15 protein-coding genes are annotated in these 16475 nt (G+C 60.3%); 2 read left to right on the top strand and 13 right to left on the bottom strand.

Annotated features, from left to right (window positions below; genetic code table 11):
* Window positions 1–10: 10 nt before the first annotated feature.
* The 9 genes from TK90_RS14090 to TK90_RS14050 form a co-directional block, all read right to left on the bottom strand.
* Window positions 11–1846 carry a DHH family phosphoesterase gene (locus tag TK90_RS14090; protein ID WP_018940600.1) on the bottom strand — a complete coding sequence of 612 codons (1836 nt, stop codon included), beginning with the start codon at window positions 1844–1846 and terminating at the stop codon, window positions 11–13.
* Window positions 1830–2135 (bottom strand): hypothetical protein, encoded by a 306-nt coding sequence (locus TK90_RS14085; protein WP_013006660.1) that lies wholly within the window; start codon window positions 2133–2135, stop codon window positions 1830–1832. Before TK90_RS14085 ends, TK90_RS14090 begins: the two co-directional genes overlap by 17 nt.
* A gap of 515 nt (window positions 2136–2650) precedes the next feature.
* Complete coding sequence (locus TK90_RS14080) at window positions 2651–3331, bottom strand: response regulator transcription factor (protein WP_013006659.1); 681 nt, start codon at window positions 3329–3331, stop codon at window positions 2651–2653.
* Complete coding sequence (locus TK90_RS14075; protein ID WP_013006658.1) at window positions 3306–5744, bottom strand: hybrid sensor histidine kinase/response regulator; 2439 nt, start codon at window positions 5742–5744, stop codon at window positions 3306–3308. The genes TK90_RS14080 and TK90_RS14075 overlap by 26 nt, the downstream gene beginning before the upstream one ends.
* Entirely contained in the window at window positions 5741–6283 is a 543-nt protein-coding gene (locus TK90_RS14070) for a hypothetical protein (RefSeq protein WP_013006657.1), read from the bottom strand. Before TK90_RS14070 ends, TK90_RS14075 begins: the two co-directional genes overlap by 4 nt.
* A 9-nt stretch (window positions 6284–6292) precedes the next feature.
* Window positions 6293–7510 (bottom strand): TraB family protein, encoded by a 1218-nt coding sequence (locus TK90_RS14065; protein ID WP_013006656.1) that lies wholly within the window; start codon window positions 7508–7510, stop codon window positions 6293–6295.
* A 59-nt stretch (window positions 7511–7569) separates the two neighbouring features.
* Entirely contained in the window at window positions 7570–8547 is a 978-nt protein-coding gene (locus tag TK90_RS14060; protein ID WP_013006655.1) for a hypothetical protein, read from the bottom strand.
* Between the two features lie 268 nt (window positions 8548–8815).
* Window positions 8816–9004 (bottom strand): hypothetical protein, encoded by a 189-nt coding sequence (locus tag TK90_RS14055; protein WP_013006654.1) that lies wholly within the window; start codon window positions 9002–9004, stop codon window positions 8816–8818.
* 422 nt (window positions 9005–9426) lie between these two features.
* Window positions 9427–10020: a lysophospholipid acyltransferase family protein gene (locus tag TK90_RS14050; RefSeq protein ID WP_013006652.1), complete on the bottom strand. Its 594-nt coding sequence runs from the start codon at window positions 10018–10020 to the stop codon at window positions 9427–9429.
* A 64-nt stretch (window positions 10021–10084) separates the two neighbouring features.
* Here TK90_RS14050 and TK90_RS14045 point away from each other — a divergent pair, with 64 nt between their 5' ends.
* Window positions 10085–10825 carry an AcaB family transcriptional regulator gene (locus tag TK90_RS14045; protein WP_013006651.1) on the top strand — a complete coding sequence of 247 codons (741 nt, stop codon included), beginning with the start codon at window positions 10085–10087 and terminating at the stop codon, window positions 10823–10825.
* On the opposite strand, the gene TK90_RS14040 is transcribed toward TK90_RS14045, so the two are convergent.
* The 4 genes from TK90_RS14040 to TK90_RS14500 form a co-directional block, all read right to left on the bottom strand.
* Entirely contained in the window at window positions 10822–11445 is a 624-nt protein-coding gene (locus TK90_RS14040; protein WP_013006650.1) for a restriction endonuclease, read from the bottom strand. The genes TK90_RS14045 and TK90_RS14040 overlap by 4 nt on opposite strands.
* Window positions 11446–11887: 442 nt before the next feature.
* Window positions 11888–12124, bottom strand: a complete 237-nt coding sequence (locus TK90_RS14035) for a hypothetical protein (protein WP_013006648.1) — start codon at window positions 12122–12124, stop codon at window positions 11888–11890.
* 238 nt (window positions 12125–12362) lie between these two features.
* Window positions 12363–12629, bottom strand: a complete 267-nt coding sequence (locus TK90_RS14030) for a hypothetical protein (protein ID WP_013006647.1) — start codon at window positions 12627–12629, stop codon at window positions 12363–12365.
* 633 nt (window positions 12630–13262) lie between these two features.
* A complete protein-coding gene (locus tag TK90_RS14500; RefSeq protein ID WP_018940603.1) occupies window positions 13263–15131 on the bottom strand; it encodes a 2-oxoglutarate-dependent dioxygenase in 1869 nt (622 codons plus the stop codon).
* A gap of 995 nt (window positions 15132–16126) precedes the next feature.
* Here TK90_RS14500 and TK90_RS14015 point away from each other — a divergent pair.
* Window positions 16127–16441 (top strand): hypothetical protein, encoded by a 315-nt coding sequence (locus tag TK90_RS14015; RefSeq protein WP_013006643.1) that lies wholly within the window; start codon window positions 16127–16129, stop codon window positions 16439–16441.
* Window positions 16442–16475: the final 34 nt, after the last annotated feature.

The following is a 16475-nucleotide window of genomic DNA, read 5'->3' as shown; positions in this document are numbered from 1 at the left end:
CCAGTGGGCACTATACCGCAGCCTGTTCCTGATTGGCAGGGCGCATCTCCCGAACGACCAGCTGTAATCGGCAATGCCCCATGTAATGATTCAGGCCGACGCTGGCCGCCACCCAAACGGATTGGCCGGATCTCCATTGCGTCTCGCCACCCGGCTCTGCCGCATTGAAGTAGACCGCTCCATAGGTTCCGCCGTCTGTCTTGAGAGCTAGGCGCAGGTGTGTTTTCTCCTGCCCCATGGCCTTGACCGTCTGGATCAACGCCTTCAAGGCATATACCGGACGGCGGAAGCGCTCACCAAAAGGCGCCAGGGCCTCAAGCTCCCGCACCCGCCGGTCATCAAATCCGCCCTCCGGCCAGGCCTCGACCTGCAACAGGGGCTCGAGCACCAACCCGTGCGCCTGCGCCTGCTCATTGCACGCCGCGTTCCAGGATTCCTCGAGTGCGTCCAGGGCGCTGCGTTCAAGGGTGATTCCGCCCGCGCCGGCATGGCCGCCAAATTTCATTACCCGGTTTCCGAGATCGGCCTTCACCTGGCGCAGCGCACGCTCGACATGAACACCCTCGACACCCCGTGCCGAGCCGGTGACCCGGTCTCCCGACTCATGCACGGGCGACACACAAAGCGTTGGTCGGCCATAACGCTCCAGTACCCGCGAGGCCACGATTCCATGGACCCCGGAGTGCCCGTTTTCCATCCAGACCATGATGCCAGATACACCCTTACTCACCTGCGCTTCAGCCTTCCCGATGGCGACATCCTTCATCGCCTTCTCGACCGCTCGGCGCTGGGTATTCTCCGCATCCAGGACCGACCACCACTGCTCGGCCTCGCCCTCGTCCTTAGACAGCAGAAACTTTACGCCGGCCATCGCCTCGTCCAGTCGCCCGCGCGCATTGATTCGGGGGCCTACGTCAAAGGCGAGACGCTCCTCCGTGAAGGGCGCCCCGTGCTGGCAGGTGTGGCGTTTTGCCACCCGCCAGCACGGGCGAGGATCGTCGGCGTTGATGCGATCCAGACCCTTCCTCACGATCGTACGGTTGTTGACACTCTCTCCCAGCGACACACAATCCGCGATCGTCCCCAGGGCCACCTCGGGGAGCATATCGATCAGGGCCGCGCGCCCGGGGCCTGGGTCATCCAGGCCCTGCACCTCGCACCACTGGCGATAGACCCGCATTGCCAAGAGCCACGCCACCATGCAGCCGGCGATCGTGGTGTCGGGGTATGCACTGTCGTCACGCGCGGGGCTGACACAGGCCACGGCCGAGCGCGGCGGCCCGGCTTCCGGTACGGCATGGTGGTCCGTCACGATCGTATCCACCCCCTCGCCGGCGAGGCGGGCGATGCGGTCTTCGTCCGCGGTACCGTTATCGGCCGTCACCACCAGCTGCGGTTTTTCGTCAGCCGCCAAGATGCGGTCCACAACGGCATCCGAGAGGCCATACCCTTCCTTTAGTCGGTGCCCGATGTAGGACTGCACCTTTTCGGGCGCATGCCCCATCACATGGACCAGCGTGCGATACAGGATGGCGTGGCTGGTGACCCCATCGACATCGTGATCCGTCTCGATCGCGATGACCTGCTCCAGAAGGACTGCGCTCACCAGTCGTTCCGTGGCCGCCTCGATGCCGGGGAGGGTATCCGGGCTATCCAGATTCGCCAGCCGCACATCGACGAATCCCTTACGGATCGTATCCGTGTCGGCCTCGGGCATTCGTTTTGCCACGATCTCCGCCTGAAACGGCGTCAGCCCCGCCTCGACCGCGCGCGCCACCGAGTCCGGATGACCTTCGATCTCTTGCCAGCGCTTCATCGCAACTGCGCCACTACCGGTCTTCGTCATGGTCGCTTTCGTGTGCCTTCTCGCCATGCTTGCAGGCATCTTGATCCTGCGTGAATGCCGCACCATCCCAGACGTACATCACCGTCGGCACCATCACGTCTTCCTGGCGCGGCTCCAGGCGATACTGTGCGCAGTTCCGATCATCCCATCCGGCGAAGACGTACGCGGCCTGGACCGTGCCGGCATCGTTGTACTGATACCCCGCGGCTTCGCCCGACTTCTGTGCAGCACAGGCACTCAGAGCGGTTGCGCACGCCCCCGCCAACGCCCACTGACACATCCATTTCATTGCGGTCTCCTGATTCGTCTATTTGTACGGGTCTGGTATATACCCTACCGAATGGAGTCGTTCCGTCTATTTCTTCTCGGCCAAAAAAAAGGCCAGCTCACGGTTGAGCTGGCCTTTCCTTCGGGCTTATCCATAAGCCCCATCCCCGACTCCTTCGGGCGGCGTCCCTGCCAGCGCTGCCACCTTGCAGCGCTCTGTAATGGTCTTCCCTGACACCCTCTTTCAGCTTACTTTTGCGCCTCGTAAGCCTTGCCCCTCTCAATCCTTGAACTCCTTTCCGGGGCTCCCCACAAATGGGGATCATCCTTGAAGCGACCAATCCTTTGGTTCGCTATCCGCCCATCCTTGGGCGTTTGGCTTCCCTGCCTGCCCTCAATCCTTGAGGGCTTTTTCTTCCTTGCTTCTGCGCCATCCTTGCGCTTCGCTTCCGTCCTTGGACGATTTGTATTCTGCCCATCGATCCCGGATCGTGGAAGGGGGGTTGCTGGGTGAAAAGTCTACCCCCTCACCCACGTTTATCCAGCTGACTCCGTGACGCCCATGCCGCTCCGAATCAGCACGTCGCGGATCTCCCAGTCCTCACGAACCCCCAGCTTTGTCCTCACCGACTTGCGCACCTTGCTGACATATTTCTCGCCCACAGCACACTCCCAAGCGACCACCTGTGGCGTCTTACCCCCAATGAGCAGCTTTCCGATGACTTCTTTCTCGCGATCCGTCAGCAGTCGTACGGAATCCTCTACCTCACTCATTCGAGCGCGATCCATAATCTCGGTGGAGTAGTGTTCGTTTCGGCAAGCCGCTCGCAGGGCGCGTATGATTTCTTCTAGTGATTCCCGGCGGTTTTTTAGGATATAGCCATCCACACCTTCATCCAGAAGACCACGTATCGTCCCGAGTTCGTCGAGTCGACTCATCGCCCATACCACATCCCCTGGCCGCTTGATCTTCGGATTTCGGGCGGCCGCAAAACCGGCACCACAATCCGTCGTGTCGATATACAAGTCGACAAACAGGATTTGAGGTCGCGGCGGGTCATTGGCCTGGCGCCACAGAAGGTAGTCCGCCGGCGTTTCAAACTCTCGGACCTCCCCAATCTCAGCGCCCCCCGATTTCTCCCCATCCCGTTGAATGGCATCGACCAACAACGAGGAAAACAGACCCTCATCCTCAATGATATTGACGTCGTACTTCACGCTCTGCCTCCTCTAGGCTCGCCAGAATTTCCTTTTCTTCGCCGTCAAGGGCGCTTCGCTCCACCCTATAAAACGCCGCGCCAACTTCATCGACCCCCAGCATTTGGCAGGTCCCGGCTGCTTTGTGCATCACGCTCGCGACTCCCTTCCAGTCTTTCTGCGATGCCCTCGTGCGTGCTTCCCGGGCCCAGCTATTCGCCTTCTCCATGCAGGCATCCCGCATTTCCTGGCTGATCTCGACCTCAACGGGCGCCTCTTGGCTGTTGCCTCTCCCAACCGCCAGCGTTTCCATTAGGAATCGCTCCAGGGTTTCCATATCCAGAGGGCGCCCCATCACAGATTCAACACCGATACGTTCAACGCGCTCCATCGGGACCAAAGACGGATTCCCGCTCACCAATGCGATCTTGATGGAATCGCTCATACTTCGGATCCGCTCGGACAGATCAACGCCATCTTGGCCGGGCAGCTGGTAATCGATGATTGCGCTCTCGATTACCCCCTTCGCCACCCGAATCTTCTGCATCGCTTCCTCGGCGCTGCTGGCCTCTATGATCGCTCCGTTCAATTCAGGGAACCGGCTGATAAGTAGCTGGCTCAATGCCTCGAGATTTGCTTCCGAGTCATCCACTAGCAACAAGCTGCCGCCCCGATACGTTTCTGCCGAGCCTCCCATATCGCATTCGCCAATCGTGTCTTCACCGCCTATAACCTCCGAGGCTAGGATTTCCACCTCGGAAATGGTGACCCAGCCCTCCAGGTGGGCCGTGACGGGGTCCGAAGGCGCTTCCAGAACGATCGTTGGAATCGCCTCCGCTGTACGGCGCCTGTACCCCTCCACAACGAGAATGTCGGCGCCGGCGGCAACCCCCCTCTGAACGAACCCCACGCAGTTCGACGACCGATTGATGTGGGCAGCCACGGCTCGAGCCTCATCCGGATCGGCAAGATCTACCTGGACGTTGCAGCACTGATCCAGTGTTTTCCGCGTTCCATGCTCCACACTATGGCTCTCCATGGCGGGCCACACTGCTTGGAACCAGGCACCCCCCAGTGGGTGCGAATCACACACCAGGCGGAGCTCGCCATGAATCTTCCCCATGTGATCCGCAACCATTGCAAGTCCACGCCCCATTCCTTCGCTCGGGCCAATCTTGCGGATCGTCCCGTTGACCTTATAGTCACCCTCTTCGAACAAGGACTCCTGTTGCGCTTCCGGAACCCCCGGGCCGCTATCGCGAATATCGATCACGTATTCCCGTGCCGCATCCTCCCGATGAAACAGGATCTCAATCTCGCCCCCCTTTGGTGTCATTTTTTCGGCATTCTCGATCGTGTTCCTCAACATGCTTGCAACGATGGCTTCATTGGTGAGCACGTACTGGGGGATATCGGGACTGATCCAAATCGAAAACCGCTTGGTGTTCCCGGAGCGTCCATCCCGCGTCATCATCACCTGATCTTCAATCATCCGGGCAACGTTGTGCAGGCTGACCTCGGGCTGATTCTGCCGGCTGACGACAAATTCAGTCTTCAGGTCCTCTGAGATCTTCTCCCCATGCCGAATAACCCGGTCAATCGCTTCCGCGGCAGAAGCCATATCCCCATCACGGATCTTGGTCAGGGCAAGTTGGGCCGACAGGCTCATGTTGCCTACGGCCGAGCGGACATCGTGGGTCATCTGGGCATGCCAATGCGCCTGCATCTCGAGGAAGCGCTGAGAGACCACAGCCTCTTCTCTCTGTCTCTGTAGATGCCCGATTTTTTCTTCCAAGTGTCCGATGACGCGATCGAGGGACGAGCGTGACCGAACGTTGTTGCCCGGTCCTGCCATCCTCCCGTGTCCGTTTTTCCCGCTCGCGGCGGCAGAAAGTTTCTTCAGCGTATCGAGCCAGCCCTGCTCGGACGTCACATGCATGTGGAGCATGAACACAAGAACCGCAGCAAACGCGAACAGCACTGAGCCCACCCAGATGATCGTCCAGCTCGCAACATGCGGCTTTACGGCGACGGTGACTTCACCTCTAGCCTTTCCCCCGTCCTGCCCGTAATAACGGATCGTGCTCGCCGCCGCGATGCCGCTCGTGCCAGATGAATCCGGAATCACATCGCCTGTTCGATGAACACCACTCTCGCTGCTCCATGTGAGGGCGGGGGTCTCGACCAATACATTCTCCGCCCTCTCAGGCATCCATTCTTCCACCGCTTCCCGGATCTCAGTTGAGCTATTAGGGTCGGCGTTCGCCAGCGCCTGTGACACGGTCGATGCGGCGGTCTGGGCCAACTCTCGATCCCGGTCCTGCACGTACAGATGAACCAGGAAGAGCATGCCCAAGAAGCTCGCCAGAAAAGCCGCCATCACTCCATATCGCATTAGAATGGAGCGGCCCGACCGGGTGCGAAGCAAGCTCATTCAGCACACTCCTCGGATCCCCGGTAGCTCGCGCTCTTCACGCCCCAGCGGCCCAGATCCACCTCGCTCTCCACCAGGCGCACGAGCTCCACCTGACCGCTCTCCGAACCGGCCAAGAGCGCCATGTCAGCGCGAAACCACCGCTCATCGGCGGTGCGCACAAGCGCGCGCGCCTCCAGGGCTTCACCACGTTTCCGGTACAGCAGAGACACGACTTCGAACTGTAGGTCGAGATCCTCTTCCGGGAAGCCCTCCTCAACCAGCGCACGCTGGATTGCCGACTCGGCCGTCTGCTCGAATGCTTCACGCAGCTGCTTATCTCGGGATACACGAACCCCGTGCCGATACCCTTCCCAGGAGACCAGCCAGTACACCCACAGCACGACCGCCGTCACGCACAGCATCAAAACCGACCCCATCAACCAGGTCGCCAGGCTCGAGCTGGCAGCCGCTGCCAGCAGCATCCATTCCGCGCGCCCCAGGCCCTCGCGGTCCAGAGATGCGTTATTGCCGTCTCGTTTGTTCTTTGCGCATTCCATACGTCCTCCTTAATCCCGTCCTGGGATATCGTGGCTGTAGTTCACCGATGTCACGACCGGGACGCCGAAGAGGCGGCCCCACGCGCTTACGATGTACTCCTGCATGCGTGGAATTGCGTTGTTGTACGCCCACCATGCATTGGTCGGCGCAAGCACCACGTCGGGCCCGACCCAGAAGGTCTGAATCATCGGGAACCCAATAAGTTGCTCGTAACAAAGCAATACACCTATCTCTTCGCCCGTTGGAGCCTGTACAGTGCCCGGGCCAAATATGTCTGCATGCGCGGACTCGGGATCAAGCGGATTCCACATCGCCCAAGGAATCGGCATGCGCTGGTCGTACCGCATTCCCCGAAGCGCGCCGATCCCTACCAGACTGTTGTGGTATCCCGGCGCATCCCCCTGCAATGCTGCCCCGATCAAAGCTCCTCGAGGGGCGCCATCCCAATGCTCCCACATGGGTTCCGCGAATTCCCATACACCTGCTACTGTTTCCGGTAGCAGAACGAATTGCCCCTGGTACCGACCCTCGATCTTCTGTTGCAGGACTACCTGACGATCGACCACCGACGGGCCATGCGTCAGCTCGAGATCCCCTAAAGCCGTATCTACCCCCTGCCATTGGTCGAATTCTGGATCGGAATCGATCCAGACTGTGCTCTGCGGCATCAGAGCCACCAGCGAAATCGTCAGCAGACCCGCCACCATGGCCGCGCGTCCGCTCAGCCCCAACGCCAACACCGCCGCCAGTAGCACAAACCCGAACCATCCGGTACCCGGAAACAAAATCCCCGCGGCGTTTACAGGCGAGGCCCAACCGATCCAAGCCAGGGGCGGCAGCATAAACAGTGCGATAACGAGCAGTGCATTGATCACCCGCAGATGAGGTCGGTCCGTCCAGGCAATAGCCCATACCAGCGCATGGATGAAGGCGACGATCGCGACGGACAGCACCCCGAACAACAACTGGTCATTACCGAAGTAGGCCGGCACCGCAGGTGCGACAGTCCAGGCAGCGCCCGCAACAAACAGCCCGGAGGCCAAACCGCCCAGCCACCGGTTCGGCGCAAGGCCCCACAACAGTGGTTGCGCCAGGAGAAGAAGGACGGCCCCCGCGGTCGTATTCAGCGAGATCGCTCCGAACGCCGCAGCGGCCAGCAGAACGGCCGGCGGCCATGCCACCTCCAGTGACGCTCGATGTACCCCAATTTTCTCCATGATGAACATCGTATTGACCTCCCTGTCGATTACCTCTGTGCCTCAGCGGCCCCACACCCTCGCTGTGACTATTCGCCGGACACAGAATCCTTTTTCGCTTGGGCGTCACGCTGACGGCGCTCCGCCAGCGATATGACATCAGAGCCCTCGCCCTCGATACCTTTCGGGTCGATCTTCTCATCCGGGATCTTCTTCAGCAGCTCTCGAACCACCGCATCGACCCGGTCGTTCTGGCGTTTCTGCACATCGAGCTCCGGATCCACGATTTCGATCGCCATTCGCAGCCACTGGTCCATTTCTACGTTGATCCCCAACGGATGGTGCTCGTTGACGTAGGGCACCAGGATCGTCACTGCGAACGCAAACGGCCGGTGACGACCAAGCCAGAGCAGGATTTGCTCCGGGTTGGACTCCAACGTCACGGACTCGCCCTGCGCGTCATCGATGTCCCAAATTGAGCGTGCCTGCTCCCCGTACATCTCACGGAGGATCTCGCGCGTCTCCGGGTACAGCCCGCGGCGACCCCATTGACTCTGGGCAAACGCCACCAGGTGCTCCACCTCCGCATTCTCGAGAAAGTGGCGCATGTTCAACTGGAAGGTTTCCCCCGTCGCCTCACTACGGCTCTGGTCGGCCGGCTCCGGATCTCCAACCATCTGGTAGATGTATGCACTGTCCCGGTCTTCCTCGAACACGAAATAGATGTCCTTGTCCGGGCGCAACGCGAACCACTCGGATTCAGACTCGGTATCAGACCGATGCAACACCAGCCACACCTCCTGGACTCCATCCAGTGTCGCGAAATCACTCTGGAGGCTGGGCGTCCAGGCCGGTACCACCCAGCGACCCTTGTTGATAACCTTGGCGGGCGATACCACCATCGCTCGCGTCCCCATCAGGACCAGGTCGAGATGGAGGTCTTCGTTCTTCTCCGGCGCATGGTAGAGATCCTTGAAACGCGGATCTCGGACCAGTCGGTCGGCGGAGCGCGCCGCTTTCTGTAGTCGGCGTCGAATTGCTTGTAACGGCTTCAGGATCTCGGGCATAAACCCTCCTTGGTCTCGGTTCTGCGGCCTCGAATTACACTTGCTGCCAGTTTGAACCTACAGGATGCACCCCGATTGCGCGAATTCTTTTCGCGCCCGCGAAACTGGCGTTTCGCGCTCGAAGTTTGGAGGGGATTGGGCGAATACCCAGGGGAGAGAAGGGAGAGGTGGTGCTGATGGGGATGACCTCTCCCGGAGGGCCGACGACGGCCCCCCGGGAGAAGCCACCAAAGGTGACTTCAACCCCACTGAACTGCGGGCATGGATATTATCGGTATCCGTGGTTTTTCAGCATCTGGCCGACGCGGGCCTTGAATGAACCCTCGGTGATTTCGAGCTCTTCGTCGTTCAGGTGGTCAACGGTGATGATCCCCAAGATCTCACCCTGAAGCAGCCAGGCGGACTCATCCAGCTCGTTGAAGGTTTCCAGATTGTCTTTCAGCATTTCGATCTGCATGGTGAATCTCCTTAATAAAGAGAGACACCAGCCCCATCCGGGAGTGGTGTCCCGGATGGGAAAAATGATGGAAAGAACTCAGGCCCAGATCAGACCCAGGGACTGATCAAAGCGTAGCTGACGAAATCCGTGCCGTTTGATGAATTCACGAACGGTGAGGTTTCGTACATCGCTTGAGAGAGGCATGCGCATACTCCTGTCAAAGAGGGGCATGCGATCCTCACGGGAATCGAATGCCCCGGTGAGGAATGGTCGAGGTCGCGAAGACTTCGACAGCGAACAACCGACAAAACCGCGCAGGGTCTCGTGGGTTGTTGAACGATTTTTACAAGTCGCTTCCTTGCCTCAATATACCCAGAGGGGGGTGTCATCACCTTCAGTCCACCACATCCCCGCGCCTGCGTGCAAAGGTCGTTTTTCGCTCAGAAGCGTAGCCTGATCGGCGGCCGCCATCGTGTCCCTGCCTTCCCCGCTACCCGGCTTTGATACGCACCTTCAATCGCCAGACGGATATGGCGGGCCCCCGTGCGCCGCTGCATCCACTGAACTCCGGGATATTCGGCGCTTGTCTGTCCGTCGGGCGCGATCCCGCCCTCCGGGAAGATCATCACCCGCCCCCCCTTCTCCAGGACTTTCACCAGCTCGCGCAGGCCGATCGGCTTGGTGCTGGAGACCGGGACCACGCGCCCGAGCCCCGCCGCTTCCATCCATCGCAGCGCTGTTGAGCTCGCGGGGTCCGTCTCGGCAAACTCGGGGTCGACCCCGAATACCATCGGCACCGGGGAAGCCAGCGCGATTATCGGGCCATCAACGTAGGACTGGTGATTGCAGGTAACAATGAGCGGGCCAGGTTCATACAGAGCGCGCAGCGTCGACGGACGATATTCGACCTGCACCCTAGCGGCCTTCAGGAGTGCCCTGCACCACAACGGACGGCCCGGGGTCGCCGCGCTCTCCGCGGTGCCACCCTCAAACGAGTTTGGAGTCTGTGCCCCGGTCTGCGTTACCTTGCCCATTGCGCCTCCTGCGCATACACCCAACGCTGGCTCACCGCCAGCTTGTAAGAAAGGAGTCTTGATTATGCCCGACGATTACGATGTCTCCAGCGTCGACAGCCCGATGGGCCGCCTCAGTCTGCATCGCATGTACGAATTCGAGGCCTACACCCACACCGGCCGGATGCTGGTCAACGGACGCAATGCCGAACGCAATGAGGATGGCCGAATCGTCCGCCACGCGATCATCGGGCTGACGATGTTCGAGTCCAAGATGCGCGACGTCTGGGCTGACGTCAGTCGATCCAACCCCTTTGCTTTCTACTGGCTTCAGAAAGCCCGCGCCAGCCTGGAGGAAATCCACAACACCGTCGGTGACGCACTGGACCGGACAGAGGAACAGCTGAAGGACCAGGGGTTCGACCTCGAAAACTTCCCGCGCCCCGACCCGCACGAGACCTTTGAGCTCAAGATCAAGACCGGCATTGGCTGGGATGCGGCCGATCTGGTCCGGGATGTGGACCTTCTGGAATCGGCGATGCTGTTTCTGCGCTCCGCCGGCGAGATCTCGAACGATACCTTCCAGGTCGAGTACAAGCGGTTTCGCAAGCTGGCCCGAAAGGCGCTTCGTTCCTGTATGCGCTACCACCACTTCCCGGTGAACCTCGATGACTACCATGCCCAAACGGATACGACCAAAGAGGCCATCCAGCGCTTGGGTGACGTTCCAGCGCGGATCCTCGAGCTGGATCCATCGAGCGCCTGGTTCGGCCCTGTGATCGTCGACGAAGACGGCAAAGCCCTGCCCACCGAGTCCGCCGCCTAGAGGCCTATCTTCCGAATCAGATCCTCTCCCGAGAGGATCTGGATTCTGGATCTCCGCGCAATGCCGGCGGACTTTCCCCCGGTTCTACCCGAGTGAACGAACAACCCAGGCACCTGCTGCTGCTCGCACAGGTCCGCAAACGCCTGCACGTCCGCCGGATCGATGGCGCTGGAGTACCGCTTGGACTGGACGTTCCACCAGACTCCTTGCATCTGGATACGACCATCCACCCCGCCGTCGCCGCTGTAGCGCGCCGATCGCTCCACCCTGTAGCCCTTCTCCTCGAATATGGTCAGTACCAGCTCCTCAAAGACGTAGGGATCCACCTTGCGCAGATACTTGATCGCGGGCCCAGGTCCCGTTTTCTTCAGGATCTCCCGTATCTTGATCAGGACTCGCTGCGATCGCTCAATGCGCGGCCGGTTGGTATCGGTCTGCACCGCTATCGTGCGGGCGCCGGCTTCCGATTCCTGTGGCCGGAAGCGTGCGTGGCGGCGCCCCAGTAGACGCTCAAGCCAACCCGCTCCCGCAAATCGGGTCTGACGGGCCATTCGGTCCAGCCGGGATTCGAGCCGGTCCAGCGTTTCATCCAGCGTCGCATTGCCCTGTGTATTCGCCATACCCCTTCCTTGGTTGTTCTCATGTCCGCCAAGGCTACCGGCGGACCGACATACGTCAATTTCGCAAAAAAAAACCCGGAACCTTTCGGTTCCGGGCGTTGGGAGTGGTTAGTCCGAGTCGTAGAAATAATCGCGACGTGGATCAAAAACCTCTTTCTGAACTGGTGCCTTCTTTTTCTGCATCTCCGACTCGTCGATCTGCTCGCTGAGATGGTCGCAGTAATTCTCAAGGGAATTCACTGCCTTCGTGATGATGTGAAAAATTCCGGTCACATAGTTCCGCATGGCATAGCTCCTTCTATGGAAGGTGGACCATCCCGCATCCGCCCTCGGGCCTGATGGGGGTATGGATGAGGCTTTATTGCAGACCCCTGAACTGCCCTCTTATTCTCGAGGAGAGATTGCTCGGTCCCGGCTAACCCCGGAAATCCTATCTTCCGGATCAACGGATCACTGTCGATTTCTTCGTCGGCCGAAGTTTCTCCCCCTGAAACCTGGACTGCGTTTCGGGCGGCTGCTTCTCCAACCATGCCGGATTAGCGGCGATCAGACGGAACCCTCGGCTGCCCATGGCCGTCTCGAAATACTCGAGGGCAACCTTGAGCCCGGATCGGTAGGCCATTCCGGCTTCACGGGAAAGGATCACAGCAATCCCCTTGGGTACGGTCATTTTCAACATGAGCTACTCCACTCAATAGGCCCCTATAGGGCACCCGTTTTGGGGGGGGTGCCCCGGGGCGTTTGCTTTTCTGGCTGTGTGTTCGCTGGGAATTACTAACCGCTAGGCGGCCGGAACCACACAATGCACGAAGGTCGTCATGGCGATCTCCTGAAAGCACACCCCTTGCCGACCGGGGGGTGTGAGTGAGCGACACCCCTTTCGTTCGGCGGGTATGGATCCAGGTCGCCCCACTCAGTCACGCTAGGCGGGGCGCCGTGAGACGCGTTTCCGGGTTCAACCGGATCTTTACCGTTTCCAGTACACGGTGGGTTTCTACATCCTGAATGATGCCGACGCCGTTCGAGCTAAGGCCCTTGCAAACAGCCCGGCAACGCGACGAAGCGGCGCGGTAACGCTGCATCAGGTACTCCGATGCCTTGTCCCACGCTTCGGCTGCGGTCGTGGTGTCTTCCACGACCTTCACATCCAGTTCTCCATCTCGGGTGATCGTCACCTGATACATGGTCATTCTCCTCTCGTTGATTGGCTGATCAGGCTTGCAGCAGGCGTGTTACCGCCCGCAGCCGCCCTTGCTCGTCACGAATGGCTGTATGGCCTGTATCCGGGGCATAAACTCCCGCGCGGCCTGGGACCGCGGACAGCACATGCGCCGGCACAAGACAAGGGTGCTCATCGTCTGGAAGGCCCTCCACCCGAATGGGGTGGCGCTCAATCACGGGTACACCGTGCTTCCGTCCGACAACCCTGTCCTCGAGCTCTACATGGACTGTCACACCCGAAGGAGGAATAACTCGTTCAGCACCGTCTTCGGTGCGCAAAACGATTGCATGAGGGGTAAGGTTCAACATGGTGCTTTCTCCAGGTAGCGGCCCACATAGGCCGTCTCCTAACAGCCCGAAAGTGCCGCTGGAAAAAGCAGAATTCTTCCTGCTCCGGGCGCCATGCCCAGCAGGAAGCGACGCATCGGCATCAAGCGAACGCAATGCCGTTGCGTAGTGCCATCGCCCGTCGAAGACGTTGGCAGTAAAGGTGCGCCGGGGCGGCGCACTTTCCGGTCCAGAACTAAAGACCGAAGCCAGTCACCCTTGGCCGGGGAATTCTATTCATCGAGGCTATCGCCGCCCCCTCCGGTCGTTCAAGTGATGCGTTTAAATCGCTGGCTTCCCGTGCCCGCCAGCATCTCGAAAATCGATACCCACAACGGGATCGTGACCCGGTCGTTGATTGCTGGCTGCTGCACGAAATTCGGCATTGTGCTGATATCGAGGATCAGCGCGTGCCCATTCTCGCGGAACAGCGCATCCACCCCGAGCACCGCAAACGTGGTCGCCGATGAATTTTCGGCCAGCCCCGGGAATGCCTCCACTACGGCCGTAACCGCAGCCGACAGATCCTCCCAGTGAGAGTCCTTCAGCTGCGCTACCTCATGGAACACTTCCTGGACCAGCGGACCTGACGGGTCATGCGCATTGCGGTGATCCATCTGCGTGGCCGCATTGGTGCTCCCGACCTGGTACTGAGCCCCATGCATCAGCACATACCCCTCATCAAACAGGTAGGCCGCCCCGCCCCAGACCAGAACGAATGCACGCGTGAGAAACTTTCGCCCTCTGATGAGAAGTAGACTTTCCTCCGCCAGCTGCAAGAACTGCTGGGGATGCAGGCTCGCCCCCCGCAGGCTCGCCCCCCGCACGCAATGCGTACCCCGTCCCGCACTCCCAAACGATGGACGGACAAACCACACGGCGTCGCGAGCCCCCGGAAGCCCCATCGCGTCGCTGATCGAATCACAAGAGAGCGGGATGCGCTCCGCGTGCCCGGCCTCCTTCATTTTGCGCACGACGTTCTTCTTGTTCTCGGCTTCATTGGTGATGCTCGAAGGCATCGCCCGCACCACAAGCCCGAAGGCCTCCGCTTCAGAACTTTCCTCGCGCTGATTGTCCGGGCCGACACAGTATTCGACCATTACGTCGCCAGCTTCCGGGGGCAGCATCGGCGCCGCCCTCTCCAGCGCAGGCTGAAGGATGCTTTGCGCCCGATTGCTCGCCACTACCGGCCAGTGACCACCCTCGCCCTCGGGGACCTGGGCGCTGGCGTCCTCCACGTCATCGAACCAGGGTTGCCGTTCGTGCGCCGGGCGGGCGCGGAACCAGATGCTGGCCGCCCACTTTTCGCCGCTCTTCACCGGCATGCCGCCATGCAAACTGCGTGGATGTGGGCGACCCGGGTCAGCACCGACATTATTGAATATAGCGATCCTCCCCTTGCGGGGCGCGACTTCGACTCCGGCGTTTGGAAATGCCGTAGCACCCCCTTCCTCGACCTCATTGAGGTACAGCAATGCGGTAACCATTCGCTGTCCGCCCTGCCGTGTACACCTCAGTCCCCGCGGCGTATCCAGATCGTATGCATCGTAATGAGGTCGGTATTCCTGCTCGTGACCGTAGTGAATAACCTGAAGCGGCTCGGCGTATTCCAAGGGGAATCCGACCCGTTTTGCGACCCGCTCTCCGATGCGGCGCGCCAGCGGCTCTTCCTGATAGCGCAGCCAGCAGTTGGAGCCCGTCCGGCCCTGACTCACGCCGCTACTCCCATCGAGCGACACCAGCGCACGCTTCATGCGGCCCTGCGCCAGATGAATGAGCGCTTCACACTCCCCCGGCTCCAGAAACTCATCGAGATAGACCACCAGCGGGTCCTGCGATAGCGTCTCCATCCCGTCGTATCGTTCCGCCGGCATCCGGTTTCGTTCGACCCTCTCCGGCTCGGCTTCCTCGGCCACCACCGGGAGCGAGCTCGTTACGGCCTCCCGAACTGAATCGGGAATCTCGCCCTCAATGATCCTTACCTCGCCATTCACCATCCAACCAACACCGCCAATGGTGGTTTCAGGATCCTCTCTTAGCAGCGCAGCACGCGCCTCATGTGGTCCGGAAGCAAGAATCTTGTGAGGTGTAAAGTGACCAGTTGCGTGGTCGAGACGTGACAGGATGAACCAGTCCATTGGCGCTTCCCCTTCCTTGGGATCTCTTGTTTAGCACCACAAGGGTACCGGGCCGCCCCTCCTTCCTTCCAGTTCTTTGCCGAAAAACGGGTTTGACGGGGTGGTACTACGCCTTCAGACTTCTTGGATAGATCATGGATGATCGAGCCCAAACAAGGATGTATGGAGTGACCCCTTATCGCAAACTAACCGGGAATCCCGCGCCCTTAACGCACCGTTCTTGCCCACTGGGCGGCCGGACCGAGGCTTAGTGCTGTGCTCCTTTTTCCTCGTTCCTGGTATCCGTCGCCGATCGCGCCGGCAGCGCGCGAGTGGATGCTGCATGTGGCCAAGTGCTTCTTTGTTGCTCGACGGGACGGCGGAGCATCCGTTACTGAATACCCCTACCTGGTACTCCCCACTGGATACCATCTGCCCTCGTGTCGCATGGATAACCCGAACGAGTGGGTGCAGGAGCTGTTTGACGCGGTCCGCTTTCATGCGGGTTTGGCTCATTGGCCGGCTCGCGTCACTCCCGTCGATGGGAGGCATGAGAATTTCCCCACTCGGGCCCATTATCCTGGGCTTCACCCGCCGCCACGGACCTTCACGTACGACGCATCCATGGGGGCTGATGACCTGGTCACGCAATTCGCCAGCCACATGGCGGGTTGGTGGCTCGAGAGATATGGCCCCGACGCCCTCGCGCCTGACGCGACGACGTCGCGTCGGCTCCAAGAGTTGATTGCAGTCCTGATGGGGTTCGGCCTATTTGTAACCCGCGCCGCTTTGTTGCGGCCGCACTCCGAGTCCTCGCCACCCGGTCTTGGCCCAACGGAGGCCGTGTATGCACTGGCGCTTTTCTGCCAGGTGACAAGGACGCCTCTGCGTAGAGCTACGCCTCACCTGTCCCGCGACCTCCGCCTCGATCTTCGTGCTGCTTACCGGAGCCTTCGGACGTCTCAACATCTCCACAGTGCCTCCTTGCAGCCATGCTGGAAGCGAGGAGGTGAGGGATGAAGATGTTTACGTTCGCGGCCGTCATCGCATCGTTCGGGCTCGCGGCCTACATCACCTGGGGTGGTGTTGAGGGCGATGTCACCGCAGCCCTTGCTGCCGGTGGCGAGCTACACAGATGCGTCAGCGACCTGGAAGGCCATGGAGACGAAATCCGATCCTCCCTGGCTCGTCAGGACCTTAAACCTGAAGCGGAGGCCAACCTAAGCGCGATCAACAACGAGGACCTGGTCTTTGCGGCCTGCATCGCCCTGGTCGAAGACGCTCCTATTGAATCCGTTCTTTCCGAGGATCCACCCACTTCTGTGGAATGACCACCCATCGCTACCGGCCGCGAGGGCGCATCCA

The organism is Thioalkalivibrio sp. K90mix (assembly GCF_000025545.1).
Classification (GTDB): domain Bacteria; phylum Pseudomonadota; class Gammaproteobacteria; order Ectothiorhodospirales; family Ectothiorhodospiraceae; genus Thioalkalivibrio.
Note: the sequence above shows the minus strand (reverse complement) of the source record. Positions and strands in the feature narration are given on the sequence as shown.

Coding starts and splice junctions, on each gene's coding strand:
- TK90_RS14075 (WP_013006658.1), bottom strand. CDS start 5,744: ATGAGCTTGCTTCGCACCCGGTCGGGCCGCTCCATTCTAATGCGATAT.
- TK90_RS14015 (WP_013006643.1), top strand. CDS start 16,127: ATGAAGATGTTTACGTTCGCGGCCGTCATCGCATCGTTCGGGCTCGCG.
- TK90_RS14060 (WP_013006655.1), bottom strand. CDS start 8,547: ATGCCCGAGATCCTGAAGCCGTTACAAGCAATTCGACGCCGACTACAG.
- TK90_RS14050 (WP_013006652.1), bottom strand. CDS start 10,020: ATGGGCAAGGTAACGCAGACCGGGGCACAGACTCCAAACTCGTTTGAG.
- TK90_RS14030 (WP_013006647.1), bottom strand. CDS start 12,629: ATGTATCAGGTGACGATCACCCGAGATGGAGAACTGGATGTGAAGGTC.
- TK90_RS14055 (WP_013006654.1), bottom strand. CDS start 9,004: ATGCAGATCGAAATGCTGAAAGACAATCTGGAAACCTTCAACGAGCTG.
- TK90_RS14090 (WP_018940600.1), bottom strand. CDS start 1,846: ATGACGAAGACCGGTAGTGGCGCAGTTGCGATGAAGCGCTGGCAAGAG.
- TK90_RS14085 (WP_013006660.1), bottom strand. CDS start 2,135: ATGAAATGGATGTGTCAGTGGGCGTTGGCGGGGGCGTGCGCAACCGCT.
- TK90_RS14500 (WP_018940603.1), bottom strand. CDS start 15,131: ATGGACTGGTTCATCCTGTCACGTCTCGACCACGCAACTGGTCACTTT.
- TK90_RS14035 (WP_013006648.1), bottom strand. CDS start 12,124: ATGTTGAAAATGACCGTACCCAAGGGGATTGCTGTGATCCTTTCCCGT.
- TK90_RS14040 (WP_013006650.1), bottom strand. CDS start 11,445: ATGGCGAATACACAGGGCAATGCGACGCTGGATGAAACGCTGGACCGG.
- TK90_RS14045 (WP_013006651.1), top strand. CDS start 10,085: ATGCCCGACGATTACGATGTCTCCAGCGTCGACAGCCCGATGGGCCGC.
- TK90_RS14065 (WP_013006656.1), bottom strand. CDS start 7,510: ATGTTCATCATGGAGAAAATTGGGGTACATCGAGCGTCACTGGAGGTG.
- TK90_RS14070 (WP_013006657.1), bottom strand. CDS start 6,283: ATGGAATGCGCAAAGAACAAACGAGACGGCAATAACGCATCTCTGGAC.